This window comes from Streptomyces sp. E-08 (genome assembly GCF_049913095.1).
Lineage (GTDB): Bacteria > Actinomycetota > Actinomycetes > Streptomycetales > Streptomycetaceae > Streptomyces.
Window position 1 is genome coordinate 484,887 of record NZ_CP183971.1, and the last position, 16,242, is coordinate 501,128.

Genomic DNA, 16,242 nt, shown 5'->3' on the forward strand with positions numbered 1-16,242 from the left:
AATCCACCGCAGGCCCCTGATCGACATCCCTCTGGGTATCGGCGATATTCAGTGGGGCCGGGGTCACGCCGTCAGGCACAATGCCCGCGATGATCTCGACCGCTGAACAGCTGCTCACCGCCCTCGAACCTCTGCCGCACGCCGCCCGGCTCCGGCTCACCGCCGTCACGGCCCACCGGCTCGCCACCCGAAGCGGACCGGACAGACCGCGCGGATCAGCGGGACCAGACGGACCGGGCGGACCAGACGGGCCCGACGCATCCGATCACCTGCGGCCCCTCCTCGCCGCCCTGGACGCGCGCGGCCCGTACGAGCGCCGGCTCGCCGCGCTGGCGGCCCTGACCGCCGGGGAGCTGGACCACCTCGCGGCACGGCTCGGCGATCCGGACCCCGTGGTCCGCCGGTACGCGCGCCGCGGGGCCCGGCGCCTGCCCGTCGCGGACGCCGCGGTCGAGGCCGCCTACGACGACGCACCCGCCGTGGTCCGCGCCGACCTCGCGCGTCTCCTGAGGGACGGACGGCGGCCCGCACTCGCCGAGCGGCTGGCGCTCCGGGTGCGCACGGAGTACGGCGACCGGGACGCGGCCCTCCTCCTACCGGGTTGCTCGACGGAGTTCACCGCACGACTCCTGCCCGAACTCGCCGGGGCGCTCGCCCCCGAGGACTGGAGCACGCTGGCCGTACGCCATCCCGTCACGGTCCTCGACCAGGTGGAACGGGAACTCAAGGACATGCCCGAGCGGTTGCGCGATCTCTGGTGGCGGCGGCGCGCCACCGGAATCGCCGCGGCCCTGCCCGCCGCCCCGGAACGCGTACTCGACCTGCTGGAGCGGTACGGACCCCCCAACCCGCCCGGTCCGGTGCTCGACCGCCTCGGCGACCTCGTCACGGTCGACGCCGAGCGCGTCGCGCGCTGGTTCGCCGACCCCGACCGGGCCGCCGCGCGGTGGGAACGAACACCCGGCCGGGCGGTCATACGCCGGCTGGTGGCGGCGGATCCGCCGTCCCTCCCCCTGCTGGGCGTCCGGTGGTTCCACCGCGAGGCCTTCCGCGACCTGCTGCGGTCGGTGCCCCCGGCGCGCCGGGCCCGCTTCGCGGACGCCGTCGTCGCCGCGGCAAGCCAGGACAGGAACGTCCGCGTGCACGAGGGGCTGCTCGCCCTGCTGCCGCCGGTCGAACGGCACGCCCGGACCCGTACCCGGATCGGGGCGGTGCGTGCCGAGCCCCACTCGGGCTGGGACCTCTGGGGCCTCCTCGCCCTGCTGCCGCCCGCCGAGGCCCGCCCCGAGCTGCTCGCCGCCCTCGGCACCCGGAACGCCGAGGAGCGCGGCGCGGTCTGGGACCACCTGATCACCAACGCCCGTCACTCCCGCGATCCGAAGGAGATCGCGGAGGTCCTGGCACTGGCCGCCGGACGGCTCGCCAACGAGCGCGACCCCGTGCGCGGGGAGGCCCTGTCCGCCGTCGCGGAACTGCCCGCTCCGCTGCTCGCCGCAGCGCTCGCGGCCGAGGCGTCCTCCGCCGGTTCCACCGCGCCACGCTCCGTGTCCCCGTCCGTATCCATGTCCGCGCCCCACTCCGTGTCCGACTCCGTCTCCGTGTCCGACTCCGACTCCGTGTCCGACTCCGACTCCGACTCCGTGTCCGTGTCCGTGTCCGTGGAACGGCTGTGCCTGGACGCCCTGCGGGCCCGGGACTGCTCGGACGAGACCCGGGACACCATCCGGAGACTGGCCGTGACGCTGCTCTCCGGCGACGCGGGTTCCACCGCCCCTCGGACCGCCGTGCGCCTCGTCGAGGCGCTGACCGCTCACACCGGCACGATGGAACTCGGCGCCCTGGGAACCACGTTGGCCGGCGGTGGTGCGGGCGCTGTGCTCGACGTGCTCGGACCGTGGCTGGACCGGGCCGCCGCCTCCGGCGATCCCGGGCCCCTGCTCGCGCTGGTCGGCTCCGCCGGACGCCGCGCGCACCGCATCCCGGATCTCCAGAAGCGGCTCGAACTGGCCCTGCTCACCTGCCCGGACGAGCGCTTCGGCGAGGTCGCCGCCGCCTGGCTGGCCGACCCGGCGGCCCGGGGCGAGCGCGTGGGCACCTTGCTGGCGCAAGAGCCGTCCGCGGCGTTCGTGCCCCAGGTGCTCGCCATACTCGCCGCGGAACGCACGGACCTGCTGGACCTCGCGCTGCCCGCGAGCCCTCCCCCGGGCAGCCGGTTCCCCGCGGTCGGCGCGCCCCGGCCGCTGCCCCCCTTCCGGTACGCCGACCGGTGGCTGCCCCGGCAGCAGGAGGCCGCCGTCCGGCTGGCCGAGGCCGTCGTCGCCGACGCGGGCCGGGGTCTCGACGAACGCGCCGCGCTGCTCCGCGCGGTGGCCCCCGTCCCGCGGTACGGCAGGGCCCTGCTCAAGCGGTACACCGCCGCTGCACCGACCGTGGCCGGGCAGCAGGAGGCGGGCCGGGACTCCGACGCCCCTCTCGCGGCAGCCGCTCTGGACGCGGCCGCCCGCACCGACGACCCGGCCTCGGCCCTGGGTGCCCTGCTCGACCACGCCGGCGACGACCGGGCCACGGCCGCCTGGTCCGCCGCCGGCCGGGCCGCCGCGCACGCCCGGCCCAGCCACGTCGCCGCCCTGCTCCGTGACGTCCTGACCCGCGAGACGGGAGTGAAGGTCACCGTCAGGAAGACGGCTGCCCGGCTCGCCGCCCGTCATCTGCCCCCGGGCGCCGCCACCGCGCTCCTGTCCACCGTGGCCCGCACCCCGGGGATCCATCCGGACGTCCACGCCACCGTCGTCGGTCTGGCCACGACGCTTCTGCCCGACGAGGCGATGTGGGCGCTGCTGGAGTCGGCGGCCGCCGACGGTCCCGACGCCGCGCGGGACGCGCTCCTGGGCGTGAGCCCGGCGGACCTCGCCCCGGCCCACCGGTCGCGGTACGGCGCGCTCGTCACCCGGCTGGCCCTCGCCCCCGGGGACGGCACGGCGAACCAGGCCCTGGCGGGACTGGGCAACTGGGCGCGGTTCTCGCCCGCGGCCGGCACGGCGCTCGCCGCCGTCTACGTCGACCTCGCCCAGCCCCGGAACGTCCACCGGGCGGGCTACGAACTGACCGAGCTCGCCCGGTCCGGGCTGCCGCACCCGCTCGGTGGCGTGGCGCCCGGCAGCCTGCTGCACGGTGTCGTGGACCGGCTTCTGGCGTCGGTCGCGGCCGGAGAGCCGGAGGGCGGCGGGCGGGACGGGGACCTGCCGGCACGCCGGCGTCTGCGGTCGCTCCTCGACCATGCGAACCGGGACCACGCGATGTGCGCGGCCCTGGCCCGGCAGCTGGCGTCCGAACCCGCGGTCGTCACCGCCCGCACCAGCCTCCTCGTACGGGCGATCGATCTGGACGCGACGGAACCCGAACTGCTGCTCGCTCTCCGCGAGCTGACCGCGGCGGTCGACGGCCGGCCCGTCCTCGCGGCCCGGGTGGCCGAGGAGATGGAGGAGGCCCACCGGTACGGCCGTCCGCTCGCCGACCCCGGCCCCGCCCTGGCCGCGGTCCGGGTCCTCGGCCGCGACGGCGGCCTCGTGGAGGGCCTCCTCGCCGTCGGCCTCGCCACGGCTCTCGGCACACGCCTGGACTGGCCGGAGGCCTGGCGCGCGGCCGTCGTGGAACTGCGCCGCCACCCGGAGCCGGACGTCCGCGAGGCGGCGTACGAGACGGTCGTGGGCGGCGGCTGAACGCGACCCTCTACAGGCTGAGCGCGTCCTCGGCGTTGTCCATCCACGCGGTGACGGAGTTGTCGCCGGAGACGTTGAAGCCGGGCGTCGAGGCCTTGAGCGGCACCTGCTTCAGGTCGGAGTCGGTCTCCATGGTCATCGCGATCGAGGAGACGGTCTTGCTCGTGGCACCCTTCAGGCCGCCCATCAAGCCCGCGTAGGCCGTCTGGCCCGGAGCGAGCTTGATGGCGTCCTCAAGGGCCGGTGCGGCGCCGCGCGCCGTCGCGTGTCCGTCGAGGCCGCCGAACGTCACCACGGGGTGGCCGATCACCCGGCACGGCTTGCCGGTCTTGTTGGTGATCTTCAGGAGGTAGCTGCTGGTCGTCGGCTCGGCGAGGCTCGCGGTGAACGTCACGTCGTAGGTGCTGCAGGGGAAGACGTCGTAATCCGGATCGGTCGACGGCGGGACCGACGTGGCGGGCGTCGGGGGCTTGGCGGGCGTCGGGGGCTTGGCGGGCGTGGACGGCTTCGACGGCGCGGTGGGCGGCGCCGTCGGCTTCGCGGGCGGTGTCGTCGGCTTCGCGGGCGACGAGGGGGAGGTGGTGGCCGAGGGCGTCGCGGTCGGCGCGGCGGGCCCGCCCGCGGCTCCGTCCTCGGAAGGTCCGCAGGCGGTCAGCGCCAGTGCGGACACGGCGACGAGGACGACTGCGGCTCTGCGAACGGTACTCATGGCGGTACTCCCCCCGATGTCAGCGCACGAACCGCGCTGTGGTGAACACCAGGTTCGCGCGCGTCCTTCACGGTTCTGTGACGGCGCCTTGCCGAATTCACCACGGTTCACCAGGGGTACGACCGCGGGAAAACCGTTCGATCATCCGTGGTCCGGCACCGTAGGGTCGGCGACGTGGCAACGAAACTGAAGCGCATGATTTGAGCATGTCGCGATGGGGGTCAACAAGAACGGGGCGGGCTTGATCGCCCCCTCGATCTCCAGAAGCGGCACCCGCGCAGGCTCCGCGTGTACGGCGTCGCCATCGGCAGAGAGGATCGCCATGACGGCCTCCCAGCGGCCGTTCATCCGCCAGCGGTCCCAACAGGTCTTCACCGACCTGGACTCGAACTGCGCAAAGATCTCAGGCCAGCTGGAGCCCGTACGGGCCTTGTGGAGGATGCCATCCAGCAAGCAGCTTCTCCGTCTCGGCAAGCTCCTCTTCGAGTCGCCGTACGGCGCGCTCCACGTGCGCGTCAGCCTCGGCGCGGCTGAGGCCCTTGCGGGCCGCCTGCCGGGCGGCCACGGTCATCGTGAGATCGATCGACTCCTGCTGTTCCTCGATCTGCTGCTCAAAGTCGGCAATCCGCTTCTCGTAGTCCACCTTGTTGCCGGCGTGCCTGGCCGCCTGGAGGGAGGCGAGGTGACGCAGGCGCTCGGTGTCGCCCAGCATGGCGCGGATCTGGTCCCAGAAGTACGCCTCAACCGCTTCGGCATCCATGCTGGGGCAGGAGCAACGCGGAGCGCCTGCGTACTCCGGTTTTTTGCCGGAGCAGCGGTATTCCCTCTCGGCTCCGCCTCCGCCGGTGTAGTGCTTCCCGCAGGGGCTCTGGAGGCGTCGGGACAACGTGTACGTGCGCCCCTTGGTCACTGGAGGGCGGGTGACCGTGACCCGCCTCAGCTCCATGACCTCCTCGAAGGAGAAGATCGACGGCAGCGGGATCTCGATGGTCTCACCGAAAGCGGAATTCCCATCGACGCCCAGTGTCACGCCGCGATGCCTGCCGCGCTTGGCGTTGGCGGGGTTGCGCCAGATCACCCTGGGCTCCAAGAGTTCCAGGCACCTCAGCTTGGCCCGCAGGTTGTCGCCGGGCCACGGCTTGCCCGAACGGGTCATCAGGCCTGCGGCGTTGAGCGTGAGCGCCGCCTTGACCCAGTTGCCCTCGTAGTGACGACGAGCCGTCGTCCCTCAGGCAGCACCTCGGCCTCGTGAAGTGTTGCGCAGTTGCCAGAACAGGTGCACTCGTCCACGACCTGGGTGGACTCGCCCTTCTGCCCCTTGCTCTCGATCCGGTACTCGTAGCGAGGGCGTCCGCCGGCGTACCCGCCGTCCAGAGCTTTCTCCTGGATGCCGCTCTGGGTGCGGTGGGGGCTCCACGACCCGGCCCTCGGCGGTCCAGAGGCGGGCTGACCAGCAAGATCCACCTGGCCTGCGACGGCCGGGGCCGTCCGCTGGGCTTCGTCGTCACAGGCGGCAACACCAACCACTGCACCCGGTTCACCGCGGTGATGGAAGCGATCCGGGTGCCCCGGACCGGACCGGGACGGCCCCGCGTCCGGCCCGATCACGTCCTGGGCGACAAGGCCTACAGCTCGAAGGCGATCCGCGCCTGGCTCCGCCGCCGGGGCATACCGCACACGATTCCCGAGCGGCGTCGCCAGCGAGGTACCGGGCGGCGATCGGCCCGAAGTCGGCGACGATCGCCTCCATCTCCTCGGCCGCCTTTACCTGGGCAACTCACGCGATCTCAACGGCACTTGGCAAAGAATGCATCGCTCGGGCGTCCGGGCATTGCGGCACGGGGAGGGGCGGCTCTACCATCCCCGCATCGTTAGGAAGCTTTCCTAACGGCAGCCGTGCGACTCACGCAAGAAGCCTGGTGACCCGCCCGTCCCTCCACACCGACAGGAATCCCATGCCCCTGAGCAGAACTCGGCGTCGCGCGATCATCGCGGCCGCCGCCGTGACCGCGGGGACGCTGCTGCCCGCGCTTGTCGTCCTCACTCCGGCGACCGCCGCGACCGGCAACCTCGCCCTGAACAAGCCCGTCAGCGTCTCCTCCAGCGAGGACGGCACGCTCACCGGCGCCAAGGCCGTCGACGGCTCGACGTCGACCCGCTGGGCCAGCGCCGAAGGCGTGGACAACCAGTGGATCCGGATCGACCTCGGCGCGGGCACCGCGCTGAGCCGGGTGGTCCTCAAGTGGGAGGCCGCCTACGCCAAGGCGTACCGAGTCGAGGTGTCGAACGACGGCACCACCTGGACCCGGCTCTACTCGACGACCAGCGGCGACGGTGGCACGGACGACCTGACCGTCAACGGCACCGGCCGTTACCTGCGCGTCTACGGCACCCAGCGGGGTACCTCGTACGGCTACTCGCTCTGGGAGGTCGAGGCGTACGGCGGCGGCTCGACCACCCCGCCGCCCACCACCGGCACCAACCTCGACGACCCGGCGAAGAAGGAGGTCGCCATGAAGCTGGTGTCGACCTTCGAGAACTCCTCCCTCGACTGGCGGGCCCAGTTCTCCTACATCGAGGACATCGGTGACGGCCGGGGCTACACCGCCGGGATCATCGGCTTCTGTTCCGGCACCGGCGACATGCTCGACCTCGTCGAGCGGTACACCGCGAAGAAGCCGAGCAACCCGCTGGCGCCCTACCTGCCGGCCCTGCGCAACGTCAACGGCACGGACTCCCACGCCGGTCTGGGCACCTCGTTCGAGAATGCCTGGCGCCAGGCCGCCCAGGACTCGGTGTTCCAGCAGACGCAGGAGGAGGAGCGCGACCGGGTGTACTTCAACCCGGCGGTGTCCCAGGCCAAGCTGGACGGCCTCAAGGCGCTCGGCCAGTTCGCCTACTACGACGCGGCCGTGATGCACGGCGAGGACGGCTTCCGCAGCATCCGCCAGGTGGCGCTGTCGCGGGCGACCCCGCCCTCCCGTGGCGGCAACGAGACCACCTACCTGCACGCGTTCCTCGACGCCCGCGAGGAGGAGATGCGCAAGGAGGAGGCCCACAGCGACACCACCCGCGTCAGCACCGCACAGCGCAAGTTCCTCAACGAGGGCAACCTTCACCTCAACACTCCTCTGTCGTGGAGTGTGTACGGCGAGTCGTTCTCGATCTCGCGCTGACCGGACGACGGAAGGGAGGGCCGCCGGGCACCGCGCCCGGCGGCCTTTCCCCATGTCGTACCGCGAACCCGAAAACCCATGTAAGGAAGGTTTCCCAAGCCTGTAGGCTGCCCGAGCGAAGCGCCACCTGACCTGACCTGCCTGCGGAGGGCAAGTGACCGAGCCCGTCCGCGGGACCCCGCGCCTCGTGCGCGCCATCAACGACCGCTCCGCACTGCACCTGTTGCTCCGGCATGGACCGCTCACGCGCCCGGAGATCAGCAAGCTGACCGGCCTCTCCAAACCCACCGTCTCCCAGGTGCTGGCCCGCCTGGAGGAATCGGGTCTCGTGGTCGGCAACGGCCTCAGGACCGGGCAGCCTGGCCGCGTGCCGGAGACCTACCGGATCAACCCGGCGGCGGCGTACGTCGCCGCCGTCGACGTGACCCCCGAGTGGATCGCGGTGCGGGCGGCGGACATCACCGGCACGGTCGTCGGCGAAGCGGAGTCGCCGGTCCCGAGCGCACCGGCACAGCCCCGGGACGCCGGCGTGGAGCCGCTGGTGGAGGCCCTGCGCTCGGCCCTCGCGCGGGTGCCCACTCCGGAGCCGCCGAGGAGCGTGGTCATCGGCGTCCAGGGGGCCGTCGATCCGACGACCGGGCGGCTCGAGTACGCCAGCGAGGAGGACATGGCCGCATGGCTGGTCCCCGACCTGGACCGGCTTCTCAGCGAAGGACTCGGCATTCCCGTCCGCGTCGAGAACGACGTGAACCTCGCCGCCGTGGCCGAGCAGGCGCACACCGCGGCCGACTGCCCCGACTTCGTACTGCTGTGGGCGGACGAGGGCCTGGGAGCCGCCCTCGTCATCGGCGGACGTCTGCACCGCGGTTTCTTCGGCGGCGCCGGGGAGGTCGGGTACCTTCCGCTCCCCGGCGCGGCCACGGCCCGTGACGCGGGACGTTACGGTCACCACGGTTACCAGGAACTTGCGGGTGGCGACGCCGTGTGCGCGCTCCTCCGCACGTACGGCGTGGCGGGCGCCGACTTCCCCGACGTGGTGGCGGAAGCGGTACGTCTGGCCACGAGGACCTCGGGGACCCGCGCCGAGAAGGCGGAGGCAGGCCTCCGGGCCGTGGCGACCCGGCTCGCCGTCGGCCTCGCCTCCATCGTCACGGTCGTCGACCCCGGGCTCGTGGTGCTCGCCGGCCGGCTGAGCGCTGCGGGCGGCGACCACCTGCGGGAGCTCGTCGAGCGCGAACTGCGTGTACTGGCCCACTCCCGGGCCCGCATCCGCCTTTCAGCCGTCAAGAGCAATCCCGTCCTGAGCGGCGCTCTGGACCTGGCTCTCACGGACGCCCGCGAGGAGGTCTTCGGCGCGGCGGTGCAGTCCCCCGGCGAGAGGTGATCGCCCGGGACCCGCCGAGCCCACGCGCGGCCCGCCCCGGCGCGGCAGCGCCTGGCGAAGGCGTACGAGCGCGACCTGCACCGCCCCGACGGCTGACCCGCCCCGTGACGAACGCACGGCCGACTGCCCGTGACCGTCCCGGCCGGCTTCCTCGGCGCGGGGAAGCGGGGAAGACCACCTTGCTCAACCACGTCCTCGGCCACCGGGAGGGATTGCGGGTCGCCGTCATCGTCAACGACAGCAGCGGCGCCTACGGGCGAATCCCGTGCTCCCAGGGATTCTTCCTTCTCGCCAACCGCCCGCGCGTGACCGGACTGTGGTCCCACGCCGCCGGGCGCCGTCGCCCGGTTCGAGCCCTCCGGCGCCCGGGGGCCCCGATACCGAGCAAGGCCAAGAGTGAGCTCTCGCGCCAGGGCATCAGCGGCCAGCCGAGTGCAGAGAAGCGTGCTCCCCGCGCGAGCGGGGGTGTTCCGTCGGCAGGAGCGCACCAAGCTGATCCCCGCAGGCGGTCCCCGCGCAGGTGACCTCGTCCTTCGCTGTGCCATGACATCCACTCGAGAGCCTTCTGCTGCTTCGCAGCAGCCGACTGGCTGCCCGCTCCGCGGTCCAAGCACTGGCGACTCTGCCTCGTGGCTCGTTGGATCGAGGCGTGCTCCATGGAGACCTGCCGGCCCACCCCTCGTTTGCGTGCCGACTGGCCGCCACCACGGGCCAATCGGCCAGGGGGCCACCCTGTGCCGACCAAGATCCGGGCTGTTGCTGATCGTGTATTCGGCGGCGTGAGCCGGTGTAGCGGTGACCAGCAGCCCGATACCGGCAGCGAGAGCGGTGAAGACGACAGATACCTTGGCTCGAGTTGAGGGCGCGATCGACGCCGAGCGGGCCTGGGAGAACTGCCCCTTTCCCTGGTTCGGGACAAGCTGGAACGACTGGTCAGCGCCGACACCTGCGTAGTGCGGCGGCTCAGGAAGGAAGGCACCGATCGCCTCAGTACGGATCTCGGGAGCGACCCTCGCAGCGGCAAGCACACCGACCGTGATGAAGAACCTGGGAGAGGGGCCGAGCACCATCTTCCTCTCGGGAGACGACGCCGGCACCAAGGAGATCACGGGGCGTCTGCTCGGCGACCTGGGATGACCCGATGCCTCCCGGTTCGACCTGGGAGGCATCGGGACCGCACGCGGCAGGAGCACTTCGCGCTGCTGTTCTCCGGGGTGGCGGAGGGGGTGGGGGCGCACGCGTTCAACATCACGGTGGCGCCTCCCCGCAGCAGTTCCAGAGTGGGGGCCAGCGGGGCGGGGACGGGGTCAGCCGGCCGGTGAGTCGCTGACCTTGCCCACCGGGCTGATCTCCAGCTTCCCGCTGTCCTCGCCGTCGGTGACGGGGAGCGTGCCCGCCGGCCACTTCAGGGTGACGTGCTTCGTCTCGTTCGGAGGTGTCACCACGATGTCGGTCGGCTGCACGCCAGAGCCGCCGCTGTTGTTGACCGGGAACGTGATGTTGAAGGCGGCGGTCTCGCCCTCCTTGAGGATCTGCGGCAGGGCCTGCTCGCCGTTGCGGTCCACGGAGAAGGTGTCGCCCAGGGACGTCTTCAGGTCGACACCCGCGAAGCCGCTGATGCGGCAGGTGCTGCCGCCGCTGTTCTTGAAGGAGACGGTGACGACGCCTTCCGTCTTGTCCGTGGTGTTGTCGGCGGCGGCGACCTCGAGCTCGTCGGTGCGGCAGATGCCGACCTTGCCGTCACTGTTGTCACCGGTGCCGGTGCCGGTGTCGGCGCTCTGGTCGCTCCCGCCGGTGCCCTGGTCCGCCCCGCCGGTGCCGGTGTCGGCGCCCTGGCCGCTCCCGCCGGTGCCGGTGCCAGCGCTCTGGTCCGCCTGGTCCGCCCCGCTGGTGCCGCCCGCCTTGTCCGCCGACGCGGTGGGGCTGGGCTGCGTGCTGCCCGACGCGTTGTTGTCGTCACCGTTGCAGGCGGTGAGCGAAAGTGCGGCCACGAGGCCGATGGCGGCGGCGACGGCCTTGCGGGTGTGCAGCATGATTCCCCCGGGATGCGGTGCGATCTGTGCGGTCTGGGTGATGCCGTGGTGCGTACTTATTTGTACCGCGCAGTCAGTTACGAACCGTCAGCGACCATGTCCGCATTCAGTCACAGATGGGACCGCGCCCCGGCGGCTAGGTGCTGCCGTCCCTGCCAGGCACAGCAGCAAGACGGCCAGCCTTGCTACCGGGCTGGCAGGCGGCGGGCGAGGTCTGCGGCGAGCTGCCCGGCGGCCGGGCCGCGCCCATCGGGGTCGAGCTGCTCCAGGAGCTGGAGGTACTCGATCGCCCCGCGAGCCTCGGTGTCGGTGAGCAGGGCGAGGCAGCACTCGCCCGGGTAGGTGCCGGCGACCGGCTCAGTGATGTCGTGCTCCATGACGTCTATGTCCACGGCCCTGGCGGCGGCTTCGCCGTACGGGTGCCGAGGTGAGGGCAGTACCAACACAGCCGCGCACATCTGGCACTGGTCCTCGTACCACTCCTTGAGTTCGCGCACGCGGTAGGCGCGGTAGTCCGGGCCCCTCGCGGGTCGGGCATCCCTCGGGACGCGGTCCCGACAGCCAGGCATCGTGGCCCGGGAGCGGGTCGTCGGCCTCGCACCGGGAAGCCACCCAGGGGTCGAAGACGGGACCCTCGGGCGGGGGTCGGCGCAGAGCACGACCGCGCACCAGCCGCCCGGAGGCAACCGCAGCAGACCGGGGGGCGGTCATGGCGCCCCCATAAGGGCCTGCGGGCGGCCTCCGGCAACCGCTCACTGGTGGGCCGTGCCTGGGGAGCCCCACTCGGTGGCCATCACCGCGTCAGCCGCGGCGCTCCCTGACGAAGCGGAGCGTTTCGGCCGTCCGCCGGTCCCAGGCGGGGGCCTGGAGCGGGCGGATGCGTCCCGCGCGCTGCCGCATCTCCTGGACGACCGCCTCCGCTCCGGAATCGTCCCCCTCAGCCGCGCGCGCGGCCGCCCAGCCGATGTACGCCTCGAGCCAGGGTTCGGCGAACTCGTCTCGCTCGCGCTCCCACCGCAGGATGCGAAAACTGTCCACCGCGGTACGGAATCCCCGCACCGCTGCCCCTCCACGACCGCACTGCAGGGAATACAGGCCGAGGAGTTGACCGCTCCTTCCCCGTAGCCATTCCACTTCATCACTGGGGAACTTCCGTGCCAGCCAGGCGACTTCGCCGCCGTTGATCTCCAACAGAGCACTGGCCTCCTCAGGGTGGCCGGCGGCGGCAAGCGCCGCTGCCGTGGAGTGGACGGACTCGTGCCAGGCCAGGTGGTCCTTCATGTCGTCGGGGCTGGATTCGAGCGTTCTCCGCAGGTCCGCGAGCCGTTCGGAGAAGCGATGGACGAGTCGGTCCCTCCATTGCGCGCCGGAGGGATTCGGGGGTTCCTCTCCCACGCCCCCGAGACCCGGACCGGATTCCTCCCTGGTGGCCACCTCCAACGCCACGTCCGAGTCGGGGAGTTCCCGATAGGCCTGTATTCCCTTCTCCCACTCCAGCGCCGCGTCTTCGAGTGCGCCGATCCGCGTCAGGGCGGAGGCCAATGCCGTCCTCGTCCTGGCCGTCTCCAGTCTGAGATCGGTACGTCCCTGCGCGACGAGCTTTTCGTACACGCTCAGGGCCATGCGCGCAGCCTCGGCGCCCTCCTCGCCGAGACCGTAGCGAATCCGGGACGTAGCCACCCGGTGGAGACCGTCCGCCAGATCCGGCGCGGCCAGGACTCCGCTCCGCACGTAGTGCTCGATCACAGCCGTCGTGGCCTCGCACACCTCCCACGCCGAGCGGAAGGCACCACGGTCCGTGTGGATGATTCCGATCGTCTGCAGGGTGAGGATTCGTGTCCGCACCTCGGGGCGGTCCTCTGCATCGGGCAGTGCGCCGAGGGCGCCCCGGCACCAGCGGAGCGCTTCGTCGAGCCGGCCGCGCCGTCGGTGCACCACCGCTCGGTTCCGGTAGAGGCGGGCCTTGGTCACGGCGCCACCGCCCGCCACTCGGTACCGGGAGTCTTCGACGATGCGGAGGCCCTCCTCCGTGCAGGAGTCGGACTCGTCAAGGCGCCCGAGGTCCTGGAGGATCTGCGCAAGGGTGAGCAGTGCTTCGGCCAGTCCTCTTCCGCGCTCTCCCACCCCCTCCCCGTCAACGGCCAGGCGCCAGATGTCGACCGCTCGCCGCGCCGGGTGAACAGCCGACTCCGCGCCTTCGACCGTCCCGATCAGAGTCGCCTCGTTGCTGTACGACTGCGCGAGCTGCGAGGTCAGTTCCGATCGCCCGTCGCGCAGCACTGCCGCAACCAGTAGCCGGGATGCCTGACGGTAACCCGAGAGGGCCTTGTGGATCCGTTCCTCGCGTTCCGCGCACCACCCCAGCAGGAAGAACGCACGGCCCATTTCCCCTGCGTAGGAATGCAGTCCGGCACGCACGACGGGGGCCAACAGCTTCGCCGCCCTCAGCGCGTACTGGCATACGGCGTCGGAGTCACCAGGGGCGAGTTCGGCCCTCTGGAGCCAGAGCGAGGCACGCACGGCCTGCAGATCCGGGCGGTCCGTCGGGTCGAATGCGGCGAGCATGCGATCGCCACGGCCCCATAGCTCCGCGGCCCGATCGCTCGCGCCCTTCGCTTCGAGACAGATGGCGAGGTTCGCGACGACCTTCGCCTCGAGCTCCTCCCTGCCCGCTCCATGGCAGGCCCTCAGGGATGCCGCGTACAGCGACTCGGCCGCGTCTGTGGTGGTGGCGACCAGGGTGTTCGCCTTGGTCATCAGAGCCATGCCGAGCACACCGTTCGCCTCTGTTCCGTCGTTCAGCGCCTTCGAGGCCTCGATGGCCTGGTCGGCCACCCGCAGCGACTCCTCGACCTCGCCGTCACGGCGCAACAGGATCGCGAGACCGTTCAGGATCCTGGGCAGATCTTCACGGGACTCCGTCTCCGGAAGGGTCTCCAGGACGCGGACCGAGGTGCGGTAGTGCTCGATGGCACCGGCCAGATCTCCCAGCGCGGACTGGACCTCGCCCATCCCCGCCGCACACCGGGCCCGCATGATCCCCAGGTCCGGTCGGGCTCCGTCGGGTATGTCCGCCAGGACCCGCCACGCCTCGGACAGCCCCCGCAGGTCCTCGAGGAGTCGGGCCTTGTGGTTTCCCGAACCGCTGGGCCAGTAGGCGACGGTCTCGCTCTCGTCCAGCCCGGCCGTGGTGTACGCGTAGCGGAGGAACCCCGCCGGATCCTGAAGCGTCGCCCCGTCCACGGAGCGGCGTGCGTCCGCCTGCATCCTGAGCGACGACATCAGGGACGGCCGGGGCGGCGCGTCGCCCGCGGTCCATGGTCCCGTCTCCTGCTCCGCGATGTCGCGTATGCGCGCCGCCAGTCGGCGCAGCGACGCGGGCCGGGCCCTGGGTTCCTCGTGGAAGCAGGCCTCCATCAGCTCGGCCAGACTCACGGGTATGTCCACGGAGTTGGCTGTCATGCGTGTGCGGCAATCCTCCTGCAGTACGAAGGGAGCGACGGCCCCGTTCGGCCAGGTCCGCTCCCCCACGAGCATCTCAAGGAGCGTGAGCGCCCAGCTCCACACGTCCGCCGCCGGTCCGACCGGAAGACCGTCGCACTGTTCGGGCGACGCGTAGGCGGGACTGTGGCCCTGTGGCCGCGGTGCCGTCAGCCCGGGCAGCTGCTGGTACTCGGGCATCAGCTTCTCGCTGAGCGCCGCCTTCATCGCTCGGATCTGCTTCGAGTCCACGCGCGCGTCGTCGACGATGTGGTCGACGACCAGCCGCAGTTCGGTTCTCACCCTCATGCTCTCCTGTGGGATGTCCGCGAGACCGAAGTCGGTGAGCTTCGCGGTGTCGTCCTCGCCGAACAGGATGTTGTCCGGCTTGACGTCCAGGTGCAGGAGCCCGGTCGCGTGGGCGGCGTCGAGGCCGTACGCCACCTGGGCCGCCACGACGAGGATCCGGCGCAGGGTGGCCGCTGCGTCGTCGTCGTACAGTCGTCCGGACCGGATCCGTTCCGCGAGCGAGCCGCCGGGCACGAACTCGCTGAAGACCACCAGTTGGTCGCCGACGGTCCGTGTGAAGCGGCATTGGGTGATGTGCGGATGGGTCGGGAGCATGATCCAGCGCTGTGCTTCGGCGATCAGGTGTCCCTGCTGTGCGAGATCGTCGCTGTGCAGTCGCTTGGCCGCATAGGGCTCCCCCGATCTCAGGCTGCGTACGAGTGCCACGTGGCCGTAGCCTCCGGCTCCCAGGACCCGTTCGACGGTGAACTCCTTCAGCACCGTGGTGCCGGGCAGCCAGTCAGCTCGCATGACCGGACCTGTCCTTCCGGACGTCCAGGCCTCTCAGTTCACCCGCGAGCTGCTCGGCCGTGAGGAACATCCTGTCCGGCTCGTCCGTGAGAGCCCGGTCCAACAGGGTGCCGAGGTCCTCCGGCAGCGGGATGCCCCGGTCTCGCGCCGGAACCGCCGAGGATGTGGTGACGGTCAGCCAGGGGTTGCGGCCGGGGACGAAATCGCGAGGAGTATGGCCGGTGACGACGAAGTAGAGGGATGCGGCAGCCGACCAGACGTCGACGGGCGGCTTCGCGTACTTGTAGTTGACGACCTGCACGCGTGGCATGAACGCCGGCGTTCCCGCGACCGCGCCGGTCCGGGTGAGCCCGCTCGTTCCGGCGGCCTGGTAGGCCTTGGCCAGGCCGAAGTCGGCCACTTTGGCCATGTGGCCGCCGTCCTGGCCACGGGTCAGCAGGATGTTCTGGGGCTTGATGTCACGGTGTACGGTCGCGCCCGAGGTGTGTGCGTACGTGAGGGCGTCGAGCACCTGGAGGAAGAGCGGTACCGCTTCCTCGGCGGGCATCGGACCGTCCGCTGCGACGCGGTCCATCAAGGAACCGCCCTCGCACAGTTCCATCACGAAGTAGGACAGGGAGCTCGTCCGGCCGACGTCGTCCACGCGGACGATGTGCGGATGGCGCAGTCGCCCGCACACTCTGATCTCGCGCTCGAACAGCGCGGTCGCGTCCGGGGAGGGAGCGGGTGTCGGGACGTGGACGGCCTTGAGCGCGCGGCGCCGGCCCGTCGTGGGTTCCACGGCCTCGTACACGACGCCCATGCCGCCCCGGCCCAACTCCTTCCGGAGCACCCATCCGGGGATGTCGGGAAGTCGGCTCTCCTCACCCATGACACCACCGTCCCGGCCGGGTCGATGTGCGGGCCGTTCCCCTGGCTCCGC

At 71.6% G+C, this 16,242-nt stretch carries 11 protein-coding genes and 1 pseudogene; 5 read left to right on the forward strand and 7 right to left on the reverse strand.

The window, feature by feature from the left end:
- Nucleotides 1-89: 89 nt before the first annotated feature.
- Complete coding sequence (locus ACN9MM_RS02420) at nucleotides 90-3,719, forward strand: hypothetical protein (RefSeq protein WP_426362072.1); 3,630 nt, start codon at nucleotides 90-92, stop codon at nucleotides 3,717-3,719.
- Nucleotides 3,720-3,729: 10 nt separating this feature from the next.
- On the opposite strand, the gene ACN9MM_RS02425 is transcribed toward ACN9MM_RS02420, so the two are convergent.
- The 3 genes from ACN9MM_RS02425 to ACN9MM_RS02435 all read right to left on the reverse strand — a co-directional run bounded on the left by ACN9MM_RS02425 (nucleotide 3,730) and on the right by ACN9MM_RS02435 (nucleotide 5,506).
- Entirely contained in the window at nucleotides 3,730-4,428 is a 699-nt protein-coding gene (locus ACN9MM_RS02425) for a DUF4232 domain-containing protein (RefSeq protein WP_426362073.1), read from the reverse strand.
- Nucleotides 4,429-4,569: 141 nt separating this feature from the next.
- Nucleotides 4,570-4,881, reverse strand: a complete 312-nt coding sequence (locus ACN9MM_RS02430) for a hypothetical protein (protein WP_426368954.1) — start codon at nucleotides 4,879-4,881, stop codon at nucleotides 4,570-4,572.
- Nucleotides 4,832-5,506, reverse strand: coding sequence for a recombinase zinc beta ribbon domain-containing protein (locus tag ACN9MM_RS02435; RefSeq protein WP_426362074.1), 675 nt, complete (start codon nucleotides 5,504-5,506; stop codon nucleotides 4,832-4,834). Before ACN9MM_RS02435 ends, ACN9MM_RS02430 begins: the two co-directional genes overlap by 50 nt.
- A 353-nt stretch (nucleotides 5,507-5,859) precedes the next feature.
- Between ACN9MM_RS02435 and ACN9MM_RS02440 the strand changes: the two are divergent.
- From ACN9MM_RS02440 to ACN9MM_RS02455, 4 genes and pseudogenes are all read left to right on the forward strand, one after another.
- Nucleotides 5,860-6,303 (forward strand): annotated as a pseudogene (locus ACN9MM_RS02440) (transposase); the annotation flags it as partial.
- 80 nt (nucleotides 6,304-6,383) lie between these two features.
- Nucleotides 6,384-7,604 carry a chitosanase gene (locus ACN9MM_RS02445; protein ID WP_426362075.1) on the forward strand — a complete coding sequence of 407 codons (1,221 nt, stop codon included), beginning with the start codon at nucleotides 6,384-6,386 and terminating at the stop codon, nucleotides 7,602-7,604.
- A gap of 154 nt (nucleotides 7,605-7,758) precedes the next feature.
- Nucleotides 7,759-8,988 (forward strand): ROK family transcriptional regulator, encoded by a 1,230-nt coding sequence (locus tag ACN9MM_RS02450; protein WP_426362076.1) that lies wholly within the window; start codon nucleotides 7,759-7,761, stop codon nucleotides 8,986-8,988.
- A 104-nt stretch (nucleotides 8,989-9,092) separates the two neighbouring features.
- A complete protein-coding gene (locus ACN9MM_RS02455; protein WP_426362077.1) occupies nucleotides 9,093-9,512 on the forward strand; it encodes a GTP-binding protein in 420 nt (139 codons plus the stop codon).
- 783 nt (nucleotides 9,513-10,295) lie between these two features.
- Here ACN9MM_RS02455 and ACN9MM_RS02460 read toward each other — a convergent pair.
- The 4 genes from ACN9MM_RS02460 to ACN9MM_RS02475 form a co-directional block, all read right to left on the reverse strand.
- Nucleotides 10,296-11,021 carry a DUF4232 domain-containing protein gene (locus tag ACN9MM_RS02460; protein WP_426362078.1) on the reverse strand — a complete coding sequence of 242 codons (726 nt, stop codon included), beginning with the start codon at nucleotides 11,019-11,021 and terminating at the stop codon, nucleotides 10,296-10,298.
- Between the two features lie 185 nt (nucleotides 11,022-11,206).
- Nucleotides 11,207-11,518, reverse strand: a complete 312-nt coding sequence (locus tag ACN9MM_RS02465; RefSeq protein ID WP_426362079.1) for a hypothetical protein — start codon at nucleotides 11,516-11,518, stop codon at nucleotides 11,207-11,209.
- A 304-nt stretch (nucleotides 11,519-11,822) separates the two neighbouring features.
- Nucleotides 11,823-15,320, reverse strand: coding sequence for a protein kinase domain-containing protein (locus tag ACN9MM_RS02470; RefSeq protein WP_426362080.1), 3,498 nt, complete (start codon nucleotides 15,318-15,320; stop codon nucleotides 11,823-11,825).
- Nucleotides 15,310-16,191 carry a serine/threonine-protein kinase gene (locus ACN9MM_RS02475; protein WP_426362081.1) on the reverse strand — a complete coding sequence of 294 codons (882 nt, stop codon included), beginning with the start codon at nucleotides 16,189-16,191 and terminating at the stop codon, nucleotides 15,310-15,312. Before ACN9MM_RS02475 ends, ACN9MM_RS02470 begins: the two co-directional genes overlap by 11 nt.
- Nucleotides 16,192-16,242: the final 51 nt, after the last annotated feature.